The sequence below is a fragment of the Pseudomonas sp. 4CAES_32.4 genome (genome assembly GCF_058136335.1).
In genome coordinates this window covers 2,528,734-2,544,471 of sequence record NZ_CM176882.1, presented here as the reverse complement: position 1 = coordinate 2,544,471, position 15,738 = coordinate 2,528,734, and the positions used below count along the sequence as shown (strand labels likewise).

At 59.8% G+C, this 15,738-nt stretch carries 13 protein-coding genes; 8 read left to right on the top strand and 5 right to left on the bottom strand.

Annotation, left to right across the window (positions count from 1 at the left end):
* Positions 1-18: 18 nt before the first annotated feature.
* The 4 genes from AC3Y64_RS11515 to AC3Y64_RS11500 all read left to right on the top strand — a co-directional run bounded on the left by AC3Y64_RS11515 (position 19) and on the right by AC3Y64_RS11500 (position 6,009).
* Entirely contained in the window at positions 19-687 is a 669-nt protein-coding gene (locus tag AC3Y64_RS11515; RefSeq protein ID WP_489987535.1) for a class I SAM-dependent methyltransferase, read from the top strand.
* Between the two features lie 142 nt (positions 688-829).
* Complete coding sequence (locus AC3Y64_RS11510) at positions 830-1,333, top strand: VOC family protein (RefSeq protein ID WP_489987534.1); 504 nt, start codon at positions 830-832, stop codon at positions 1,331-1,333.
* A gap of 35 nt (positions 1,334-1,368) precedes the next feature.
* Entirely contained in the window at positions 1,369-2,202 is an 834-nt protein-coding gene (locus tag AC3Y64_RS11505) for an AraC family ligand binding domain-containing protein (RefSeq protein ID WP_489987533.1), read from the top strand.
* Between the two features lie 231 nt (positions 2,203-2,433).
* Positions 2,434-6,009, top strand: a complete 3,576-nt coding sequence (locus tag AC3Y64_RS11500; RefSeq protein ID WP_489987532.1) for a hypothetical protein — start codon at positions 2,434-2,436, stop codon at positions 6,007-6,009.
* A gap of 59 nt (positions 6,010-6,068) precedes the next feature.
* Here the strand turns inward: AC3Y64_RS11500 and AC3Y64_RS11495 are convergent, their stop codons facing one another.
* The 3 genes from AC3Y64_RS11495 to AC3Y64_RS11485 all read right to left on the bottom strand — a co-directional run bounded on the left by AC3Y64_RS11495 (position 6,069) and on the right by AC3Y64_RS11485 (position 10,374).
* Positions 6,069-6,656, bottom strand: a complete 588-nt coding sequence (locus AC3Y64_RS11495; protein ID WP_489987531.1) for a LysE family translocator — start codon at positions 6,654-6,656, stop codon at positions 6,069-6,071.
* Positions 6,657-7,528: 872 nt separating this feature from the next.
* Entirely contained in the window at positions 7,529-9,766 is a 2,238-nt protein-coding gene (locus AC3Y64_RS11490) for an ATP-binding protein (RefSeq protein ID WP_489987530.1), read from the bottom strand.
* Complete coding sequence (locus AC3Y64_RS11485; RefSeq protein ID WP_489987529.1) at positions 9,763-10,374, bottom strand: biliverdin-producing heme oxygenase; 612 nt, start codon at positions 10,372-10,374, stop codon at positions 9,763-9,765. Before AC3Y64_RS11485 ends, AC3Y64_RS11490 begins: the two co-directional genes overlap by 4 nt.
* A 254-nt stretch (positions 10,375-10,628) precedes the next feature.
* Here AC3Y64_RS11485 and AC3Y64_RS11480 point away from each other — a divergent pair, with 254 nt between their 5' ends.
* Complete coding sequence (locus tag AC3Y64_RS11480) at positions 10,629-11,249, top strand: LysE family translocator (RefSeq protein WP_489987528.1); 621 nt, start codon at positions 10,629-10,631, stop codon at positions 11,247-11,249.
* Positions 11,250-11,252: 3 nt separating this feature from the next.
* Here the strand turns inward: AC3Y64_RS11480 and AC3Y64_RS11475 are convergent, their stop codons facing one another.
* Positions 11,253-11,666: a VOC family protein gene (locus AC3Y64_RS11475; RefSeq protein ID WP_489987527.1), complete on the bottom strand. Its 414-nt coding sequence runs from the start codon at positions 11,664-11,666 to the stop codon at positions 11,253-11,255.
* 109 nt (positions 11,667-11,775) lie between these two features.
* Here AC3Y64_RS11475 and AC3Y64_RS11470 point away from each other — a divergent pair, with 109 nt between their 5' ends.
* From AC3Y64_RS11470 to AC3Y64_RS11460, 3 genes are read left to right on the top strand one after another with little or no spacing between them, the layout of a single operon-like run.
* Positions 11,776-12,858, top strand: coding sequence for a bifunctional transcriptional activator/DNA repair enzyme AdaA (locus AC3Y64_RS11470; protein ID WP_489987526.1), 1,083 nt, complete (start codon positions 11,776-11,778; stop codon positions 12,856-12,858).
* Between the two features lie 31 nt (positions 12,859-12,889).
* Positions 12,890-13,687, top strand: a complete 798-nt coding sequence (locus tag AC3Y64_RS11465) for an isocitrate lyase/PEP mutase family protein (RefSeq protein WP_489987525.1) — start codon at positions 12,890-12,892, stop codon at positions 13,685-13,687.
* Position 13,688: 1 nt separating this feature from the next.
* Entirely contained in the window at positions 13,689-14,300 is a 612-nt protein-coding gene (locus tag AC3Y64_RS11460; RefSeq protein WP_489987524.1) for a DNA-3-methyladenine glycosylase family protein, read from the top strand.
* Between the two features lie 21 nt (positions 14,301-14,321).
* Here AC3Y64_RS11460 and AC3Y64_RS11455 read toward each other — a convergent pair whose 3' ends face one another.
* The gene (locus AC3Y64_RS11455; RefSeq protein WP_489987523.1) at positions 14,322-15,698 is read right to left on the bottom strand and encodes a hypothetical protein; all 1,377 of its coding nucleotides are present in this window, start codon (positions 15,696-15,698) and stop codon (positions 14,322-14,324) included.
* Positions 15,699-15,738 lie beyond the last annotated feature (40 nt).

Here is a 15,738-nt window from a genome sequence, read left to right as displayed (position 1 = left end):
CGCCGCCGGAACCCTGTCATGCCCTCCCCCGAATCCGTCCTGCTGCAGAGCTGGCAGCACAACGCCGACGCCTGGATCGAAGCCATCCGCAGCGGCTCTATAGAAAGCCGCCAACAGGTCACCGATCAGGCGATGCTGTTGGCGATCATGGGTCGTCAACCCGAACGTGTGCTCGACCTCGGTTGTGGCGAAGGCTGGTTGTTGCGGGCGCTGGCGGATCGCGGAATCGATGCAGTGGGTGTTGACGGTGATGCAACGCTGGTCGACGCGGCGCGTCTGGCCGGGGCCGCGCAGGTGCATGTCGCCCGTTATGAAGCGCTGGTTGCGGCGGAGGTCGACATCGGCCGCGACTACGACTTGATCTGCGCCAATTTCTCGCTGCTGCACCAGGACATCATCCCATTGCTTGGCGCAATGAATGCTTTGCTCGCCCCCGGTGGCGCCCTGATCATCCAGACGTTGCACCCGTGGGCCGTCGCTGCAGGCGATTATCAGGATGGCTGGCGGGAAGAATCTTTCGCCGCTTTGAAAGGGGAATGGCAGCCGATGCCGTGGTATTTCCGCACGTTGTCGAGCTGGCTCAATGCGCTGGACATGGCGGGGTTCCAGTTGATCGCGCTGCAGGAACCGCAACATCCGCAAAGTTCGCTGCCGCAGTCATTGCTGATGGTGGCAGGGCAACGCTGAGATGGGGGGGCTGTACCGCGTTCATGACGAGTCAATTCGACTAGCCCCATCCAGCGCACTTGTCGATCTACGGCACCGCCATTCGACCAAGGACTGACTACGCTGATAGTCCAGCGTGTCTAACCTGCCGAGGACGACTGCCATGCAACGCTTTCAGAAACTTACACCGTGCCTGTGGTTCGACGATCAGGCCGAGGCCGCCGCGAAGTTCTACTGCTCGATCTTCGATCACGGAAAAATCACCGGTCTGACCCACTACAGCAAGGTCGGTCAGGAATTTCACGGCCAGCCGGAAGGTGCGGTGATGACCGTCAGTTTCGAGCTCGACGGCCAGACTTTCACCGGGCTCAATGGTGGGCCGGTGTTCAAGTTCAGCGAGGCTATTTCGTTTCAGGTCAATTGCCAGAATCAGGAAGAGGTCGACCACTTCTGGGGCAACCTGTCGGAAGGCGGTCCGGTAGAGGCGCAGCAATGCGGCTGGCTCAAGGACAAGTTCGGCGTGTCGTGGCAGATCATCCCGGTGGCGTTCATGCACATGATGCAAGACCCGGACACCAGCAAATCGCAACGAGCGATGCAGGCGATGTTCAAGATGAAAAAACTCGATATCGCCGAACTCGAACGGGCCTTTGCCGGCCAGAGCTAATACACTGGCGCGCAGGTCTGCCGGGAATCAAAACAATGAAACACGCCGCTGCCAAAAATCCTGAGAAAGCCCCGCGTTTCTGGCGCGACGACGCCCTGCCCTTCATTGAGGCGCGGGCCATCGCCGATGGCCGCGAAGTCTGCTATACCCGGCATTCCCACGCGCACTTTTCCATTGGGGCGATCACCGCCGGGCGCAGCACTTACTTGAACGAGCAGGCGCACTGCGAAATATCGGCGGGCACCGTGGTGCTGATGAATCCGGGCGATGTGCATGCGTGCAATCCGATTGATGATCAACCCTGGTCGTATGTGATGTTGTATGTCGAAACGCCCTGGCTGACGGATTTACAGCATCAGTTGGGCTTCAGTGCCGAGCTTGAATTTCGCCGTTTCAGCGCCACCCAAGTGCAAGATCCCAAGCTGTTTGGCGACCTGTTGGGGCTTTATGAAATATTGGTCGACGATCAGCAGGATACGTTGTGTAAACACAGCGCGGCGGTGGAGTTTTTCAGTGACCTGCAACTGCGCCTGAACCCGGTGCAAACGCCGCTGCGAGAGCCCAACCTGAAACTGGAGCGAGCGGCCGAATTCATTCGTGAACATTGCACTGCCATGCTCAGCCTCGATGCCATTTGCACGGCGGCGCAACTGTCCCCGTCTTACTTGATTCGCGCCTTCAAACAGCATTACGGCATGACTCCCCACGCTTTTTTGATCAATCAGCGCATTCAGTTTGCTCGAGAGTGTTTGCGCAGTGGCCAGTTGATCGCCGATGTTGCACTTGAAGCTGGCTTTGCCGATCAGGCGCACTTTCAGCGAGTATTCAAACAGCACTTGGCGGCAACACCCGGACAATATCGCGGTTGAAAAAAACGAATAACCAGCAACTTTCAAATAACCGGATACATATCTGACCTTTGCCATTGCAGCATTGAAAACCTGCGCTTTACCGCCCCACACCTGCCAATCAAAACAAACAGCAACACACCCTCCCGACACTCCAATCGCCGTTCAATTAAGTTGCGCCGAATCACCGCCCTTCATAAGCGCTGAACAGAACAATTGCCACTTAATTATTCAAGGATTGAAGTATTCGCCATGCAGACTTTCACTGAGCAATATCATTCGCCCGATCAGCGTCAAAAAGAAGCGGTCGTGATGGCCATCACCGACTATTTGAATAACAGCAGTGCGATGGCGGATCTGGGCTGGGCATGGGACAGGATTGCCGTCAGTTGCATCGGCGGATCGAGCCTTGAGCAACTGCAACACGCGGCGAAACTTTGTCTGTCACGGATGGTAAAAGAACAAGCCTTCAAGGAAGTTCGCAGATTGCGGGCAATTCCCGAAGAATCGACTTTTCTGGTGGATGCCAGCGGGAGTGTTTTTTACTCCTACAACAACGGCATCACGGAGGGGCATCTAACCACGTCTTTTTTCCTGCCCCATGACATCACGGCTCAAATTGCCGGGGTTGCCAGCCCTCAGGAAGACGTGAATCTGCTGGCGACCATGGCCGGATTGACGGGTGGCTGGATCATCACCGGCGACAAGATCACCATCGGCCAATGGCTGCGTTTCAACGAGCTGCCGCACCCGAGCAATGAACAAGACACGCGGGCGTTGCTGGATCTGCTCAACTTCGCGACCTTGCCCGAACCACCCCGGTTTGGAAATTACTGGCAACTGCTGGACGCCCCCGAAGATTCACCTTTGGCATTGACGGAGCAGGTGCGCAGGACGATTCGGCAAACGACACGGGCGCTGTTCGGTGACGGTGTTCTGGCCAATCAGTTTGGCGAAGGCCTGATCAGTGAAGGCGGTTCGCCGGACGGTCTGTTTCAAAGCCGCAGTTATCTTGTACAGAGGCTTATTGAACATGGCACAGACTACGCGGATGCCTACCTCAACGCGCTGGGCTGGCAGGCCGATGAGTCTCCCGAGGTCATCGAGCAACTGGTGATTGCGGCGATGTTGCTCGACCTTGATCCGGCCATCGACAGCACGAGCACTTCTTTTGCCGGATTTGACCTGTACTCATCGCACTTCCTGCGGCGCAGCCCGGCGTATGTGCGCGAACGCCTTGAAGCGCATCTGAGCGGTTTCTCCAACGTCAACAGGGTCCTCGCTCCGTTGCTCGCGGAAATAGTACTGGCTGGCATGGCGCCGGAATATCTGTTTGCCGACTGGCCGACCGACCTGCTGTTGGGCACGCCGGCCTGGGTGGTCGCCACGCAGGCCGTGCACTTTGCCGAAGGGCTTGCACCCGGTGTCACTCGGCAAATGACCTACCCGCATGTGCTGGGACTGGGCCAGTCTGTGCAAAGCGCCCCGCAACTGGCGGCCATACACAGCGTCAACGCTGGCGACCCGATCGTCACTTGGGCCTTGATGAACCAGATCATCTCGCGCAATGCCGAAGGCAGCCTCGACCAGGAGACCGTGACCCTGGCAGTCGAGGAATATCAGCGTTATACCCAACTGACCCTTGATGCGGCCAAGATACTCAGCACCCCTGCCCCCCACCGCAAAACCCTGGCACGGGAGGCGCTGAGCGCACGGGTCCCGGGCATTGATCCGCAGATGCAATTCCATCAGTCGCCCTTCCCGCCCACCGCGTTAGTTGACCTTTATATGGAGCGCCGACTGTCCGATGGACTGTGGACCCATCAAGGAAGCGTTCATGAAAAGTTCCCGGCGCTGATCGACCTGCCCGACATCAATGCTGTTTACGAGGATAAAGTCAGCCAGTACCACCTCGCCATGACTGAAGCACTGGAAAACAACATGGTCGTGGCACTTTCCCAACTGCCTATCGAAGATGCGCTATTGATCGAACACGCTGCACTGGCCATCTATCGCATAAAGAAAGTCCAGACACATTTCATTAATGAAGGCCGCGACGTGCGTGAAGAACTGAGGCCAGTCAACGGCGAAAGTGGCCGATTCGGTTTTATTCTCTGCGCGGCCAACGGTTTGAATATTCGTTGTTATGAACTGTTTCCACTTCGTCTCGAATGCAAACGCAACTCGCCACTTGAAGCGCACTTTGCTTCGCTGGTATCAGCTGAACCGATCAGGTTCAACGACAGTGGGATCATCGCCAACGCACCCGTTGATATCGCTGCCTTCCTGCAGAACAACGTCGCTGAAGCAGGCAGGACTTCAGACATTTACGTGGAAAAGATGGAAGCGTTTTCGCCGCGCAGTCACGAAAAGATTCCGGGTTATCCGAACCGCTACTTTCGCTCCCCGCACAAGGAGGCCATTGCGCGGTCGATCGCCGGGAAATGCCCTCACCTCACCGTCGCGGAACTGCAGGAAATCGGCATCGACCGCACGGAGCGTGAAAGCCGTGATGCCACGTATGAACGCTTCCAGGACATTTTTCTGAACATAGTGATCCCGTTCAAGGGCTGCGTTCAGGAACTGTCTTCGAGTGATCCGGACAAACGCCAGGGTGCCCTGACGGGTTGTTTGATGGACGTTGCCGTCATTGCCATGACCATTGCGTTCCTGCCCGGAAGCATCGCCGCCAGTGTCAGCAAGTCCAGCCATGTGTTTACTCGATTGCTGTCGGGTTCGCGGGTGGTTGCCTCGACCGTGGTCAGTCTGTTCAATCCTCTGAGTGGCAGCGGCCAGTTGCTCAAGGGTGCCAGCAAGCTGGTGTGGCGTGGGGGCAGTTCGGTGGCCCGTGCGGCCCGACATCAATTGCGCAGCATTACCGGTTCCAGCAGCTACGACCTGCTCAAGGCACTGAACCATACCGGTGAAGCCCCGCGCATTCGCATGTCGCTGGATGCGCTGGATCACGCTCGAGCGCTGTTCCAGGATGACAGCATCACTTCCATTCAGCAGGTTGTGGCGCGCCTGAGCGAGAAAAAAATTGTCTTGCCCAAGGGCGTGAGTGAACTGGAACTCGGGCATTTGTACGGGAACGCGGTCAAGCACAATGCCCTTGATCTTCAGGCAGTGCAGGCGCTGGAAAAGTTGATTGACACTTCCGCACTGGATCAACTGCTGACGACTTACATCAAGTCCAGGCCGGTGCGTTTTAGCGACGGACGTTTCACCACAGCGGCGCAGGATTATTCGGAGATTCTGGGTGTGGTTTCTCAGATCGAAACGAAAAAAGTCGCGTACTTGAAGGATTACCAGCAGAGGGTTCTGAAACAGGATCTGGGCCGCGCGCCTTACACTGACCTGATGCCGGAAGCCCTATTCAACCCCACGGGTTTCACCGATCACGCACAAAGGGCCGGTGCCTGGATGCTGAACGGTTCGACGTCCAGCGGTAATGATTTCGACAACGTCGTGGGCCTCCTGCGCGAATATGCGGGTAACCAGAAATCGTTGGTTGATCCGAGCGTCATCAAGGAAATTCACCGTCGCCTGGTACCTGATCTCGCAGACTCGATTCGCGAAGCGGGGGCGCCGACCAGGTACGGTAGCAGCATCACCGGTTTTGCATTGATGGAGCAGCACTTGAAGACGCTGGATATCGCTCATCCCCATTTTGATAAGCATTTGCTGGCAACCGTTGTCGGTTTTCAGGGATTCGGCGACGGCAACGGCCGCACTGCCAGTGCGTTGTTCTCAATCAGCCAACTGCGTGAAGGCCGCTTTCAACCTGTCCCCAAACATGTATTCAATCTGTTGAGCGGCATGGCTTGACCGTTTAACACCTGGAGCCAAGCAACCCGTACCTTTCGCCGTACGGGTTGCTGCCGGGCTCAGGCAATCAGCAGATAGCCTGCACTCACCGTCAACAACCCCGCCATCAGCCGATTGAATGCGCGCATCCCCGACGCATTACCGAGGTATCCGCGTAAAAACGTCCCGGCGTACACCCAGCACGCCACCGACAGATAGCAGATCACCAGATACACCGCCGCAAACTGCCAAACCAGCCGCGTCTCGCCATCAGCGACAAACGCGCCCATGCCCGCCACGCAGGCCAGCCAGGCTTTCGGGTTGAGCCATTGCATCACCGCGCCGTACAGCATCGAAGGCGCGCGCGCTGAATCAGCGGCGTTCAACTGCCCGTCATCCGTGGCCAGTTTCCACGCCATGAACAACAGGAACGTCACCCCGGCCAGTTGCACCACGCGCGTCATGAACGGCCAGAACTTGAGCACTTCGTGCAGTCCCAATCCCATCAACACCAGCAACAACACAAAGCCCAGCGTCGCCCCGGCGACATGCCGCTGACTGGCCCGAAAACCGAACTGCGCCCCCGAACTCAACGCCACGATATTCACCGGCCCCGGCGTGATCGACGCTGCCAGAGCAAACGCCGCCATCGAAACAATCAGACTCATTGCACACCTGCTTCAAATCGAGGAACAAGGCGCCCACGGTAACCAGCGCCGGTTCATCGGTATTGAAGAAAATGCCCCTGAGGACAGGCAATCAACATCTCAGTGAATGATTGACCGCTTTCGCGAGCAGGCTCGCTCCCACAGGGGTCTGTGGTTGGTCAGAAAAACTGGAAACACTGCTGATCAGTGTGGGAGCTGGCTTGCCAGCGATAGCGGTGGCTCAGGCAACAGGAATGTTGCAAGTGCTGGCCTCATCGCTGGCAAGCCAGCTCCCACAGGGATTTCAGTGGTTGCGAAGTGCCCCGTTTGAACGCGAATCCTGTGGGAGCTAGCCCTGCTAGCGATTTCGCCAGCACAGCCGACATCTTCATCACCTGACCCACCGCCATCACCAGCAGGGCTGGCTCCCACACTTTTGTGGAATGCCATCAATTCAGTCACCCCACAAATCCCTGTGGGAGCTAGCCCTGCTAGCGATTTCGCCAGCACAGCCAACATCTTCATCACCTGACCCACCGCCATCACCAGCAGGGCTGGCTCCTACATTTTTGTGGAATGCCATCAATCTCAGTCACCCCACAACCCCCCTGTGGGAGCTAGCCCTGCTAGCGATTCCGCCAGCACAGCCGACATCTTCATCAACTGACCCACCGCCATCGCCAGCAGGGCTGGCTTCCACAGATTCTGTGGAATGCCATCAATCTCAGTCACCCCACAACCCCCTGTGGGAGCTAGCCCTGCTAGCGATTACCCCAGCACAGCCGACATCTTCATCACCTGACCCACCGCCATCGCCAGCAGGGCTGGCTCCCACAGTTTCTGTGGAATGCCATCAATCTCAGTCACCCCACAAATCCCTGTGAGGCTTGAGGTCAGTCCAGGCGCGGTACGGTGAAGCGGAACTCGCTGCCCTGCCCCGGTTCGCTTTCGGCGACGATCCGCCCGCCGTGGGCTTCGACGATGCCTTGGGTGATGTACAAACCCAATCCAGAACCCGTTGGATTGCCTTCCTTCACCGTCCAGTAACGGTCGAACACGTGGGGCAGGTTTTCCTTGGGAATGCCTTCGCCGCTGTCTCTTACGGTGAAGACGATGTCATCACCGACCGACGTCGCATGCACACCGACGGTGCCCAGGCGCGGGGTGAACTTGATTGCGTTACCGACGAGATTCGACAGCACCTGAAACAGCCGCTCGGGGTCGGCATGGATGCGCAGGTCGGGGTCGGCATCAAAGGAAATGCTGATGTCCTTGTCCAGCGCCAGCGGTGCGAGCAGTGCTTGCGCCTCCTCAAACATCTGGCTGACATCGAGTTTCTGCGGGGTGATGGTGTAGCGCCCGGCGTCGATTTTCGAGGTGTCGAGCAAGTCTTCCAGCAGCGTGTTCATGCGCCCCGCCGCTTGCTGCATGGTGTCGATGGCCGTGGAGATTCGCCGCGAGGTGTGCGGGCCATCCGAGCTGAAGGCCTTCTGCATCATGCCGCACAGCATCGAAATCACCGTCATCGGGTTGCGCAAGTCGTGGGAGACCACTGCCACCAACTCGTCACGGGCGCGCACCGCTTCCTGCTCGCGCCGCACCTGGCGCGCCAGATCGTTTTCCAGCGCCGAGCGGCGCAGATCGTTGGCCGCGAACAGGTCGCCGTGGCTCCACTTGGTGGAGATCCCCGCCATCTCGACTTTCCAGATTTCGAACGAGGTGCGCGGACGCAACCGCAGGCCGGCGTCGGAGTTTTCCAGGTCCAGCGGTTTGCGCGGGTCGCCGCTCCAGTTGATGTTCTCTTTGACCTCGGGGCGGAACCACAGCACGCCGTTCTCCACCGGTTTGGGCAAGCTCATGGCGAGCACGCCGCTGGCCACTTGCTGAAAATCGGCGGCCGGCGGATAGACACTGGCCAGATGATGACTGGCGAACACTGCCTCGCCGCTGTCCTGCAACCACTTGTGCAGCGCACGAATCTGTTCCGGCGCGGGACAGTTGCCAAAGCGGTGCAATTGTTTGTCTTCGATGATCGCGATGCCACCGGCACGGGTCAGCGCCATCAGCACTTCGGGTTGTCCGGCGAGGCCGTCGAACACATTTTGCGGGGAATCGATCATCGCCTGATTGAGCAGCGCCAGCGCGTCGACTTTTTCCTCTCGCTGGCGGCTCAGTTCCAGCGCTTCCATCGCGCTGATCTGCAACGACAGCACCTGGCCGATGGTCTGGCAGGCCATGCGCAACTCATGCGGCACGTGCAGCGGCTGACGATTTCCGCAACTGATCAAGCCCCAGAGTTTGTCGCCCTTGAGCAACGAGATGCTCATTGATGACAGCACGCCCATGTTCTTCATGTACTGGCAGTGAATCGGCGACACGCTGCGCAGGGTGGCGAAACTCAGGTCCAGCGGCGTTTGAGTATCCGGGCGCAACTTCGGCACCAGCGGCACTGGCTGGTAATCGGCGTTGGGGATGATCCGCAGCCAGTTGGTGCGGTACAGCTCGCGGGCCTGTTCCGGAATGTCTGAAGCCGGGAAAAACAAGCCGTTGAACACTTCCATCGATGGATCGGACGCCTCAGCGATAACCTGACCGTGACCCTCCTCTTCGAAACGGTAGATCAGCACCCGGTCGTAACCGGTCATCGCCTGGATTTCCTTGACGCTGATGTCGTACAGCGCCTGCAGCGAAGTGGCCGCTTGCAGACGCTGGAGCATGCGCCCCAGATGGGTCTGATTGCCGGCAACGTTGCGCGGCTGGAAGTTCTCGACGTGGATTTCCAGCTCGAGAATCAGCACGCCTTGATGGCGATGCAGCAGACCTTCGAACGCGGTGCCGTTGAGTTGCAACCGCAGCGGCGCATTGTCCGCGAGCGACGGCTGTTGCAGCGCTTGCTGGATTTGCGCCGCCTGTTCCGCGCCCATCAACGCGTGCAACGGCTGGCCGATCAAGGTGTCCGGCGTGCGGGCGAGCAAGGTTTCAACGTTGGCGCTGACCTGAATAATTTCCAGCGCTGGTTCGCTCAGGGTCAACAGCAAACCGTGCGGCTGAATCGCGCCGGGGAAGCGGATCGGCTCGTCGGCACAGTTGGCCAGCAGTTCTTCAAAGGCTTGTTGGTCTTGCGGAGTCATGCCAGTACCTCCCGGCTTTCGAGCCAGCGCTCGAAACAACTGAATGTGGTTTGCGCTGCGATAACGACGGCCGCACGTTCGGCGGCGTCCAGCGGGCGGCTGCTCAGGTATTCGATGAAGTCGCGCCAGCGGCGGCCCGTGCTGGCGCCGTAGACATCGAGAAACGCGGCGCCGTTGTCGGCATCCAGCGCCAGGCGAGAAGCAATTTCGCGGCGCAGGATCTGCCCGCCGAGGGTCGCGCCTTCGAGCACATAGAGCACGCCGAGGCTCGCGGCGGCGCTGTCGATTTCGGGTAACTGCGCGCAGATCGGCAGCTCTTGCAGCGCTTCGCCCGAGAGGCCTAGCGCTTGCAGGTCGAGGCGCAACGTGGCGGTTTTCAGACGCGGCATCAGATCAAAATCGGCGGGGATCGGACTGTTGAGCAACGCCTGTTCCAGCGGCTGGTAAAAGCCGAAATAGGCCTGCATCAGCCGGGCGAACGCGGGGGTATCCAGGGAATCGGAGAAAAAAGGAAGGCGTTTTTCCAGTGCGATGTGCAGTTCGGCAGTGCCGGCTCGCAGATCTTGCAGCACCGGTGGCACATAAACTTCACGGGCCTTTGCTTGCATGTAAATCGCTCTTGGTGGGGCCGCCTGGGGCCAGTCGGGGTCGGTAGTACCGGGACAAATTTATCACGGCAAGAATCGGTACTGACCGGGCAGTTAGCTTTTTCTGCCCAATGACAGCTTCTGAGTTGCGTGATATCAAAAAAGTTCTACGCGAATTGACCGCCGCTGTACCGCGACAGCGCCGCCTGACTGTATGGGTCAAACCGCTGGGTTGTCGTGTTAAAAATACGCTCTGTGCTTTTGGAGCCCGCACCATGGATCTCGCTGCCCTGTCGATATTTCTCCCGGCCTGCTTCGCCCTGAACATGGCCCCCGGCCCGAATAACCTGCTGTCGGTGAGCAACGCCACCCGCTACGGTTTTCAACGCGCCTGTGCCGCTGGTATCGGGCGGATTCTGGCGTTTGCCGGGATGATTGCGCTGGCCGGCGCCGGCTTATCGGTGGTGTTGCAGACCTCGGAATGGCTGTTCCATGCGATCAAGGTCATTGGCGCGGCGTATTTGCTGTACCTGGCGTGGCAATTGTGGCGCGCCGACACGGCGGCCGAGCAACAGGCAAACAGCACAGCGGTGGGTTTCTTTGCCTTGGCGCGGCAGGAGTTTCTGGTCGCGGCGGGCAACCCGAAAGCGATTCTGTTGTTTACTGCGTTTCTGCCGCAATTCGTCGATCCGGCACGCCCGGTGCCGGCCCAGTTCGCCGTACTCGGTACGCTGTTCCTGCTGCTGGAATGGATCGCCATCAGCGCCTATGCCTGGATGGGCCTGCATATGCGCCGCTGGTTCGCCGAGCCGCGCGGCAAACGGATCTTCAACCGCTGCTGCGCGGGGCTGTTATCGGCAGCGGCTTCAGTGTTGTTGTTGGCCAAGCGGGCGTAAGCACTACGCAGCGCTCGGGCCTTTGAGTTCGACCTGATTGCCGTCCGGGTCGAAGCAGTACAGCGACAAACCGTTGCCCTCGGCGCCGAAGCGGGTCGCGGCTTTGTCGACGCTGAGGCCGAAGCCTTGCAGGTGCTGGATCAGCGCCTCTTCGTCGAACGGTTCGATGCGCAGGCAGAAGTGATCGACATTGCGCCGCTCGGCCCCCGCTGCACCGCCGCCCTTTCGGCCGAGTTCGCCTTGCAGGTCGACCAGATCGATCAGCGACGTGCCCGCGCGCAGGTGCACCAGCCCCAGCGGTTCGTTGAGTTTGACCACTTCGGCGCCGAACACCTCGCCATAGAACTCGATGCTGCGCTGCAGGTCGTTGACGCGCAGGACAATGTGATCGATGTGTTGAACGGTGAACGGTTGCATGGGCTTGCCTCCCTGAATTCAGCGACCTGGTGATTGTGCTGCAAATCGGAAAAAATTCACTGTCGATTTTTCGGTGGAGCCATCGAGAAACTGGTTTTAACCTCAAGCCATGAACATACCAACCGTTGTCCTGCCCCCACACGCCGAGATGGTGCGCGCCATGCTCGAACGCGACACTGCCTATGAAGGCGTGTTCTTCACGGCGGTGAAAACCACCGGGATCTTCTGCCGCCCCAGTTGCACCGCGCGCAAGCCGAAACCGGAGAACGTCGAATTCTTCGCCCATGCCGATGAATGCCTGTCCGCCGGTTATCGCGCCTGCCTGCGCTGCAAACCGCTGGACGCAGCGGCCATCGCCCCGGATTGGGTGCAGCGGCTGCTCAACGCCGTCGATGCCGATCCGGACATGCGCTGGAGCGATGCGCAGTTGCTCGCCGAGGGCATCGAACCACTGAAACTGCGGCGCTGGTTCAAACAGCATTTCGGCATGACCTTCCATGCCTGGCTGCGCACCCGGCGCCTCGGCATGGCGCTGGGCGGGATCAAGCAAGGCACGTCGATCGATCACGCCGCGTTCGATTCCGGCTATGAATCCCTCAGTGGTTTTCGTGATGCCTTTCAGAAGTCGTTTCATATAACGCCGGGGCGTGCCGCGCAGAGCGAACCGCTGCTGTTCACCCGGTTGACCACACCGCTGGGGCCGATGATTGCCATGGCTGAACGCCGGGGTCTGGTGCTGCTGGAGTTTCTCGACCGACCGGCGTTGACCCGCGAGGTCGAAGAACTGCAGAACCGCCACGGCTATGTGGTCGCGCCGGGACACAACGCGCATTTGCAACAGATCGAACAGCAACTGACAGCGTATTTCGCCGGCACCCTCAGCGAGTTCACTGTGCCGCTGCACCTGCCTGGCAGCGAATTCGCCCGGCAAGTCTGGTCAGCGTTGTTACAAATCCCCTACGGCCATACCAGCACCTACGGCGCGCTCGCGGCAGGTCTGGGGAAACCGGCCGCCAGTCGCGCGGTAGGACTGGCCAACGGGCAAAACCGTCTGGCGATTGTGGTGCCGTGTCATCGGGTGATCGGCGCCGATGGCTCGCTGACCGGCTATGGTGGTGGACAGCCGCGCAAAGCATTTCTGCTGCGATTGGAAAACGCCGCAGTGCAGCTCACGCAATCACTGGCTTTCTGACGCAAGCGATAATCCACAAGAAGGAATTTCGATGAGCACGCTCGATTCTCGGTTTCACCAGTTGCATCAACAAGGTTTGTTGATTCTGACCAACGTTGCCGACGCCACGGGTGCGCGGTTGGTTGAACACCTCGGCGGTGCCGCCGTCGCCACCAGTAGCGCGGCAGTGGCATGGGCCCACGGCTACCGCGACGGCAACACCCTGCCCCTCGAACGGCTGATTTCCACCGTGGAATCCATCGCCCGAGTGATCAGCGTGCCGTTGACCGTGGACATCGAGGCTGGCTACTCCGATGACCTTGGCCGCGTCGCCGAAGTGCTGGATGCGGTGATTGCCGCCGGTGCTGTGGGCATCAACATCGAGGACGGCTCTGCCGATCCCGAGCTGCTGGCACGCAAGATCGAAGTGGCTCGCAACGTCGCCAGCAAACGCGAGGTGAAACTGTTCATCAACGCACGCACCGACGTTTACCTGCGCGGGCTGGTGCCTGCCGAAGATCGCGTCGCCGAAACCCTGCACCGCGCTGCGCTGTATCAGGCCGCCGGCACGGATGGCTTGTTCGCGGCGGGTGTGACCTCCGCTTACGAAATCGAAGCCATCTGCAAAGGCACCTCGCTGCCGGTCAATGTCCTCGGCTTCGACTGCCTGCCGTCGCCAGCAGAACTGCAGGCTCTGGGCGTGCGTCGCCTGAGCGCCGGTTCCGGTATCGCCGAATTCCTGTATGGCGCGATGGGCGGGCTGGTGAAGAGCTTTCTCGCCACCGGCAAACTCGATACCCATGACCTCAAGGCGTTCAGCTACGGCGATATCAACGGCCTGTTGAAATAGCATGTCCGCACGCTATCAAGCGGCCAGCGAATACCTGGCCGCACTCGATGACGATTGGCAGCGCCACATCAGCGCGGTCGGCCCGTGCCTGCACCAGCCCCACCCGGCCCGCGATCCTTACGAGTCGCTGGTGCGGGCGATTGCCTATCAACAGCTGCATGCCAAGGCCGGCGATGCGATTGTCGGGCGGCTGGTCGGATTGTTTCCCGGTCAATCGTTTCCGCGCCCCGAACAGATCGTCGCGAGCGATTTCGAGCGCCTGCGCAGCTGCGGTTTTTCCGCCGGCAAGATCGCGACCATTCAAGGCATTGCCCAAGCCACGCTGGATGGCGTGGTGCCGGATTACGCCACGGCGCTGGCCATGGATGACGAAGCGCTGATCGAGCGCATGATCAGCCTGCGCGGCGTCGGCCGCTGGACCGTCGAAATGCTGCTGATCTACAGCCTGGAACGCATGGACATTCTGCCCGCGGACGACTTTGGCGTGCGCGAGGGTTATCGACGTCTCAAAGGCCTGGAAGTGCAGCCAACGCGCAAACAGATGATCGACCTCGGCCTGGCGTGGCGCCCGTTCCGCACTGTTGCCGCGTGGTATCTGTGGCGGATGCGCTGAACGGGCCACGCGCTCGATCCTTCACGGAAATACCCAGCCCATCTCCTGATCGGAATAGTCGTAATCCATGCGCAGCTCCGTGCCCGCCGGAATGTCCTCCGTGGCAAACAGTGCGGTCAGCACGTAGGGCTTGAGCGTCGGCGTGTCACCGATCATCAGCTGCGCTTCGACATTGAACGCCACGGTCTCGACGTTGAAACCCGCGTGCGATTGGCGGATTGGCTTGCCCGTGGCGTCATATTCGAAGTTGGAGTTGATTCTCGAGGTGGCGTTGTCACCGACGATCACCATCGTTTCGGGGATGAGCTTGCCCACGCCGTAACGGAAGGTCTGGCCGACAAACATGGTGAAAGTCTGCTCTTCACGGCGAATGTACTTCACCGGCATGACCGTGCCGCCATATACGCCCAACGCTTCACCCTTGGCCAGTCGTTGGTTGGCCGCCACCATCATCTGCCCGATCATCGTGCGCTCCTGCGGCACTTTGGCGTCGGCCTCGGTGAAATGGCGGACCTCGAGCTTGTCTTCGTAAAGCCTGGCGACCTCGTCATAGCCTTCGAACTTGATGTAGGGCTTGATGGCGGCGGCCTTGTAGGTCATCCCGGAGTGCGACCTGACCGTGGACTCGATCTTGCGAATGCGGATCGGCCGGCCCTGGCTGTCGCGCAAGGGATAACGGCCATTGTTGGCGCGGTTGTAAGTACCCAATTGATTGTCGCGGAACGAGTGGCCCGACACCTGCCGCATGAACGCCAGTTCATGGGGTGAATAAGGCACGAATGGCATCGATTCGGAGGCCATGAAAAACCTTTCGTCGATGTGATCCGTCTCCATTTCCCGCTCTTTGGGATGGCGGGTGTCGGTGCCCGCTTCGGCGGCGGTGCGATAGACCTGGGTATCGGACTCTTCCAGCGCGCGCCACAGTCGACTGTCCTGGCTGCGTATCAATACCGGGCCCGACGGCGTCGACTCACGGGCGAGTCGGGCACGTAACAGGCCGGTCTCGGCATCAATGCCAACCTGGACGTAGCCGCCCTCCTGCACTTCGGCAAACTGCCGCCCCTGAAACACCCTGAATCCCTGTGCATCGACATCCGGCAGGTGGATGCCGGCGGGAATCCGGTAATACCTCAGCGGCCGCCCTTTCGGCGGCGCGGCAACAGCGGGCGGGGTAGCTGCTGTGACATCGCCAATTTCCACGGCTGGCGCGGCCGTCTCAGGAACGGTGCCATCCGCCACGCGGGGCGCACCGACGGAATCCGGCGTACGCAGCAAGTGCGAGTCCGCCATCAGGGGTGGCGGGCCGTCGGGGCGCAGCGTCGGAACAGCGTCCGGCGATCCGGGGTGGGTGTGAACATCGACAGTGCCGGTGGTTTTACCGGGGGTTTTGTTTCCCATGGATCATTCGTCCTTGAATGGAACTTGAATCGGCCCCTGC

Excerpts from the sequence above, each read along its gene's own strand:
- AC3Y64_RS11515 (WP_489987535.1), top strand. The coding sequence starts at position 19 with ATGCCCTCCCCCGAATCCGTCCTGCTGCAGAGCTGGCAGCACAACGCC.
- AC3Y64_RS11510 (WP_489987534.1), top strand. The coding sequence starts at position 830 with ATGCAACGCTTTCAGAAACTTACACCGTGCCTGTGGTTCGACGATCAG.
- AC3Y64_RS11505 (WP_489987533.1), top strand. The coding sequence starts at position 1,369 with ATGAAACACGCCGCTGCCAAAAATCCTGAGAAAGCCCCGCGTTTCTGG.
- AC3Y64_RS11500 (WP_489987532.1), top strand. The coding sequence starts at position 2,434 with ATGCAGACTTTCACTGAGCAATATCATTCGCCCGATCAGCGTCAAAAA.
- AC3Y64_RS11495 (WP_489987531.1), bottom strand. The coding sequence starts at position 6,656 with ATGAGTCTGATTGTTTCGATGGCGGCGTTTGCTCTGGCAGCGTCGATC.
- AC3Y64_RS11490 (WP_489987530.1), bottom strand. The coding sequence starts at position 9,766 with ATGACTCCGCAAGACCAACAAGCCTTTGAAGAACTGCTGGCCAACTGT.
- AC3Y64_RS11485 (WP_489987529.1), bottom strand. The coding sequence starts at position 10,374 with ATGCAAGCAAAGGCCCGTGAAGTTTATGTGCCACCGGTGCTGCAAGAT.
- AC3Y64_RS11480 (WP_489987528.1), top strand. The coding sequence starts at position 10,629 with ATGGATCTCGCTGCCCTGTCGATATTTCTCCCGGCCTGCTTCGCCCTG.
- AC3Y64_RS11475 (WP_489987527.1), bottom strand. The coding sequence starts at position 11,666 with ATGCAACCGTTCACCGTTCAACACATCGATCACATTGTCCTGCGCGTC.
- AC3Y64_RS11470 (WP_489987526.1), top strand. The coding sequence starts at position 11,776 with ATGAACATACCAACCGTTGTCCTGCCCCCACACGCCGAGATGGTGCGC.
- AC3Y64_RS11465 (WP_489987525.1), top strand. The coding sequence starts at position 12,890 with ATGAGCACGCTCGATTCTCGGTTTCACCAGTTGCATCAACAAGGTTTG.
- AC3Y64_RS11460 (WP_489987524.1), top strand. The coding sequence starts at position 13,689 with ATGTCCGCACGCTATCAAGCGGCCAGCGAATACCTGGCCGCACTCGAT.
- AC3Y64_RS11455 (WP_489987523.1), bottom strand. The coding sequence starts at position 15,698 with ATGGGAAACAAAACCCCCGGTAAAACCACCGGCACTGTCGATGTTCAC.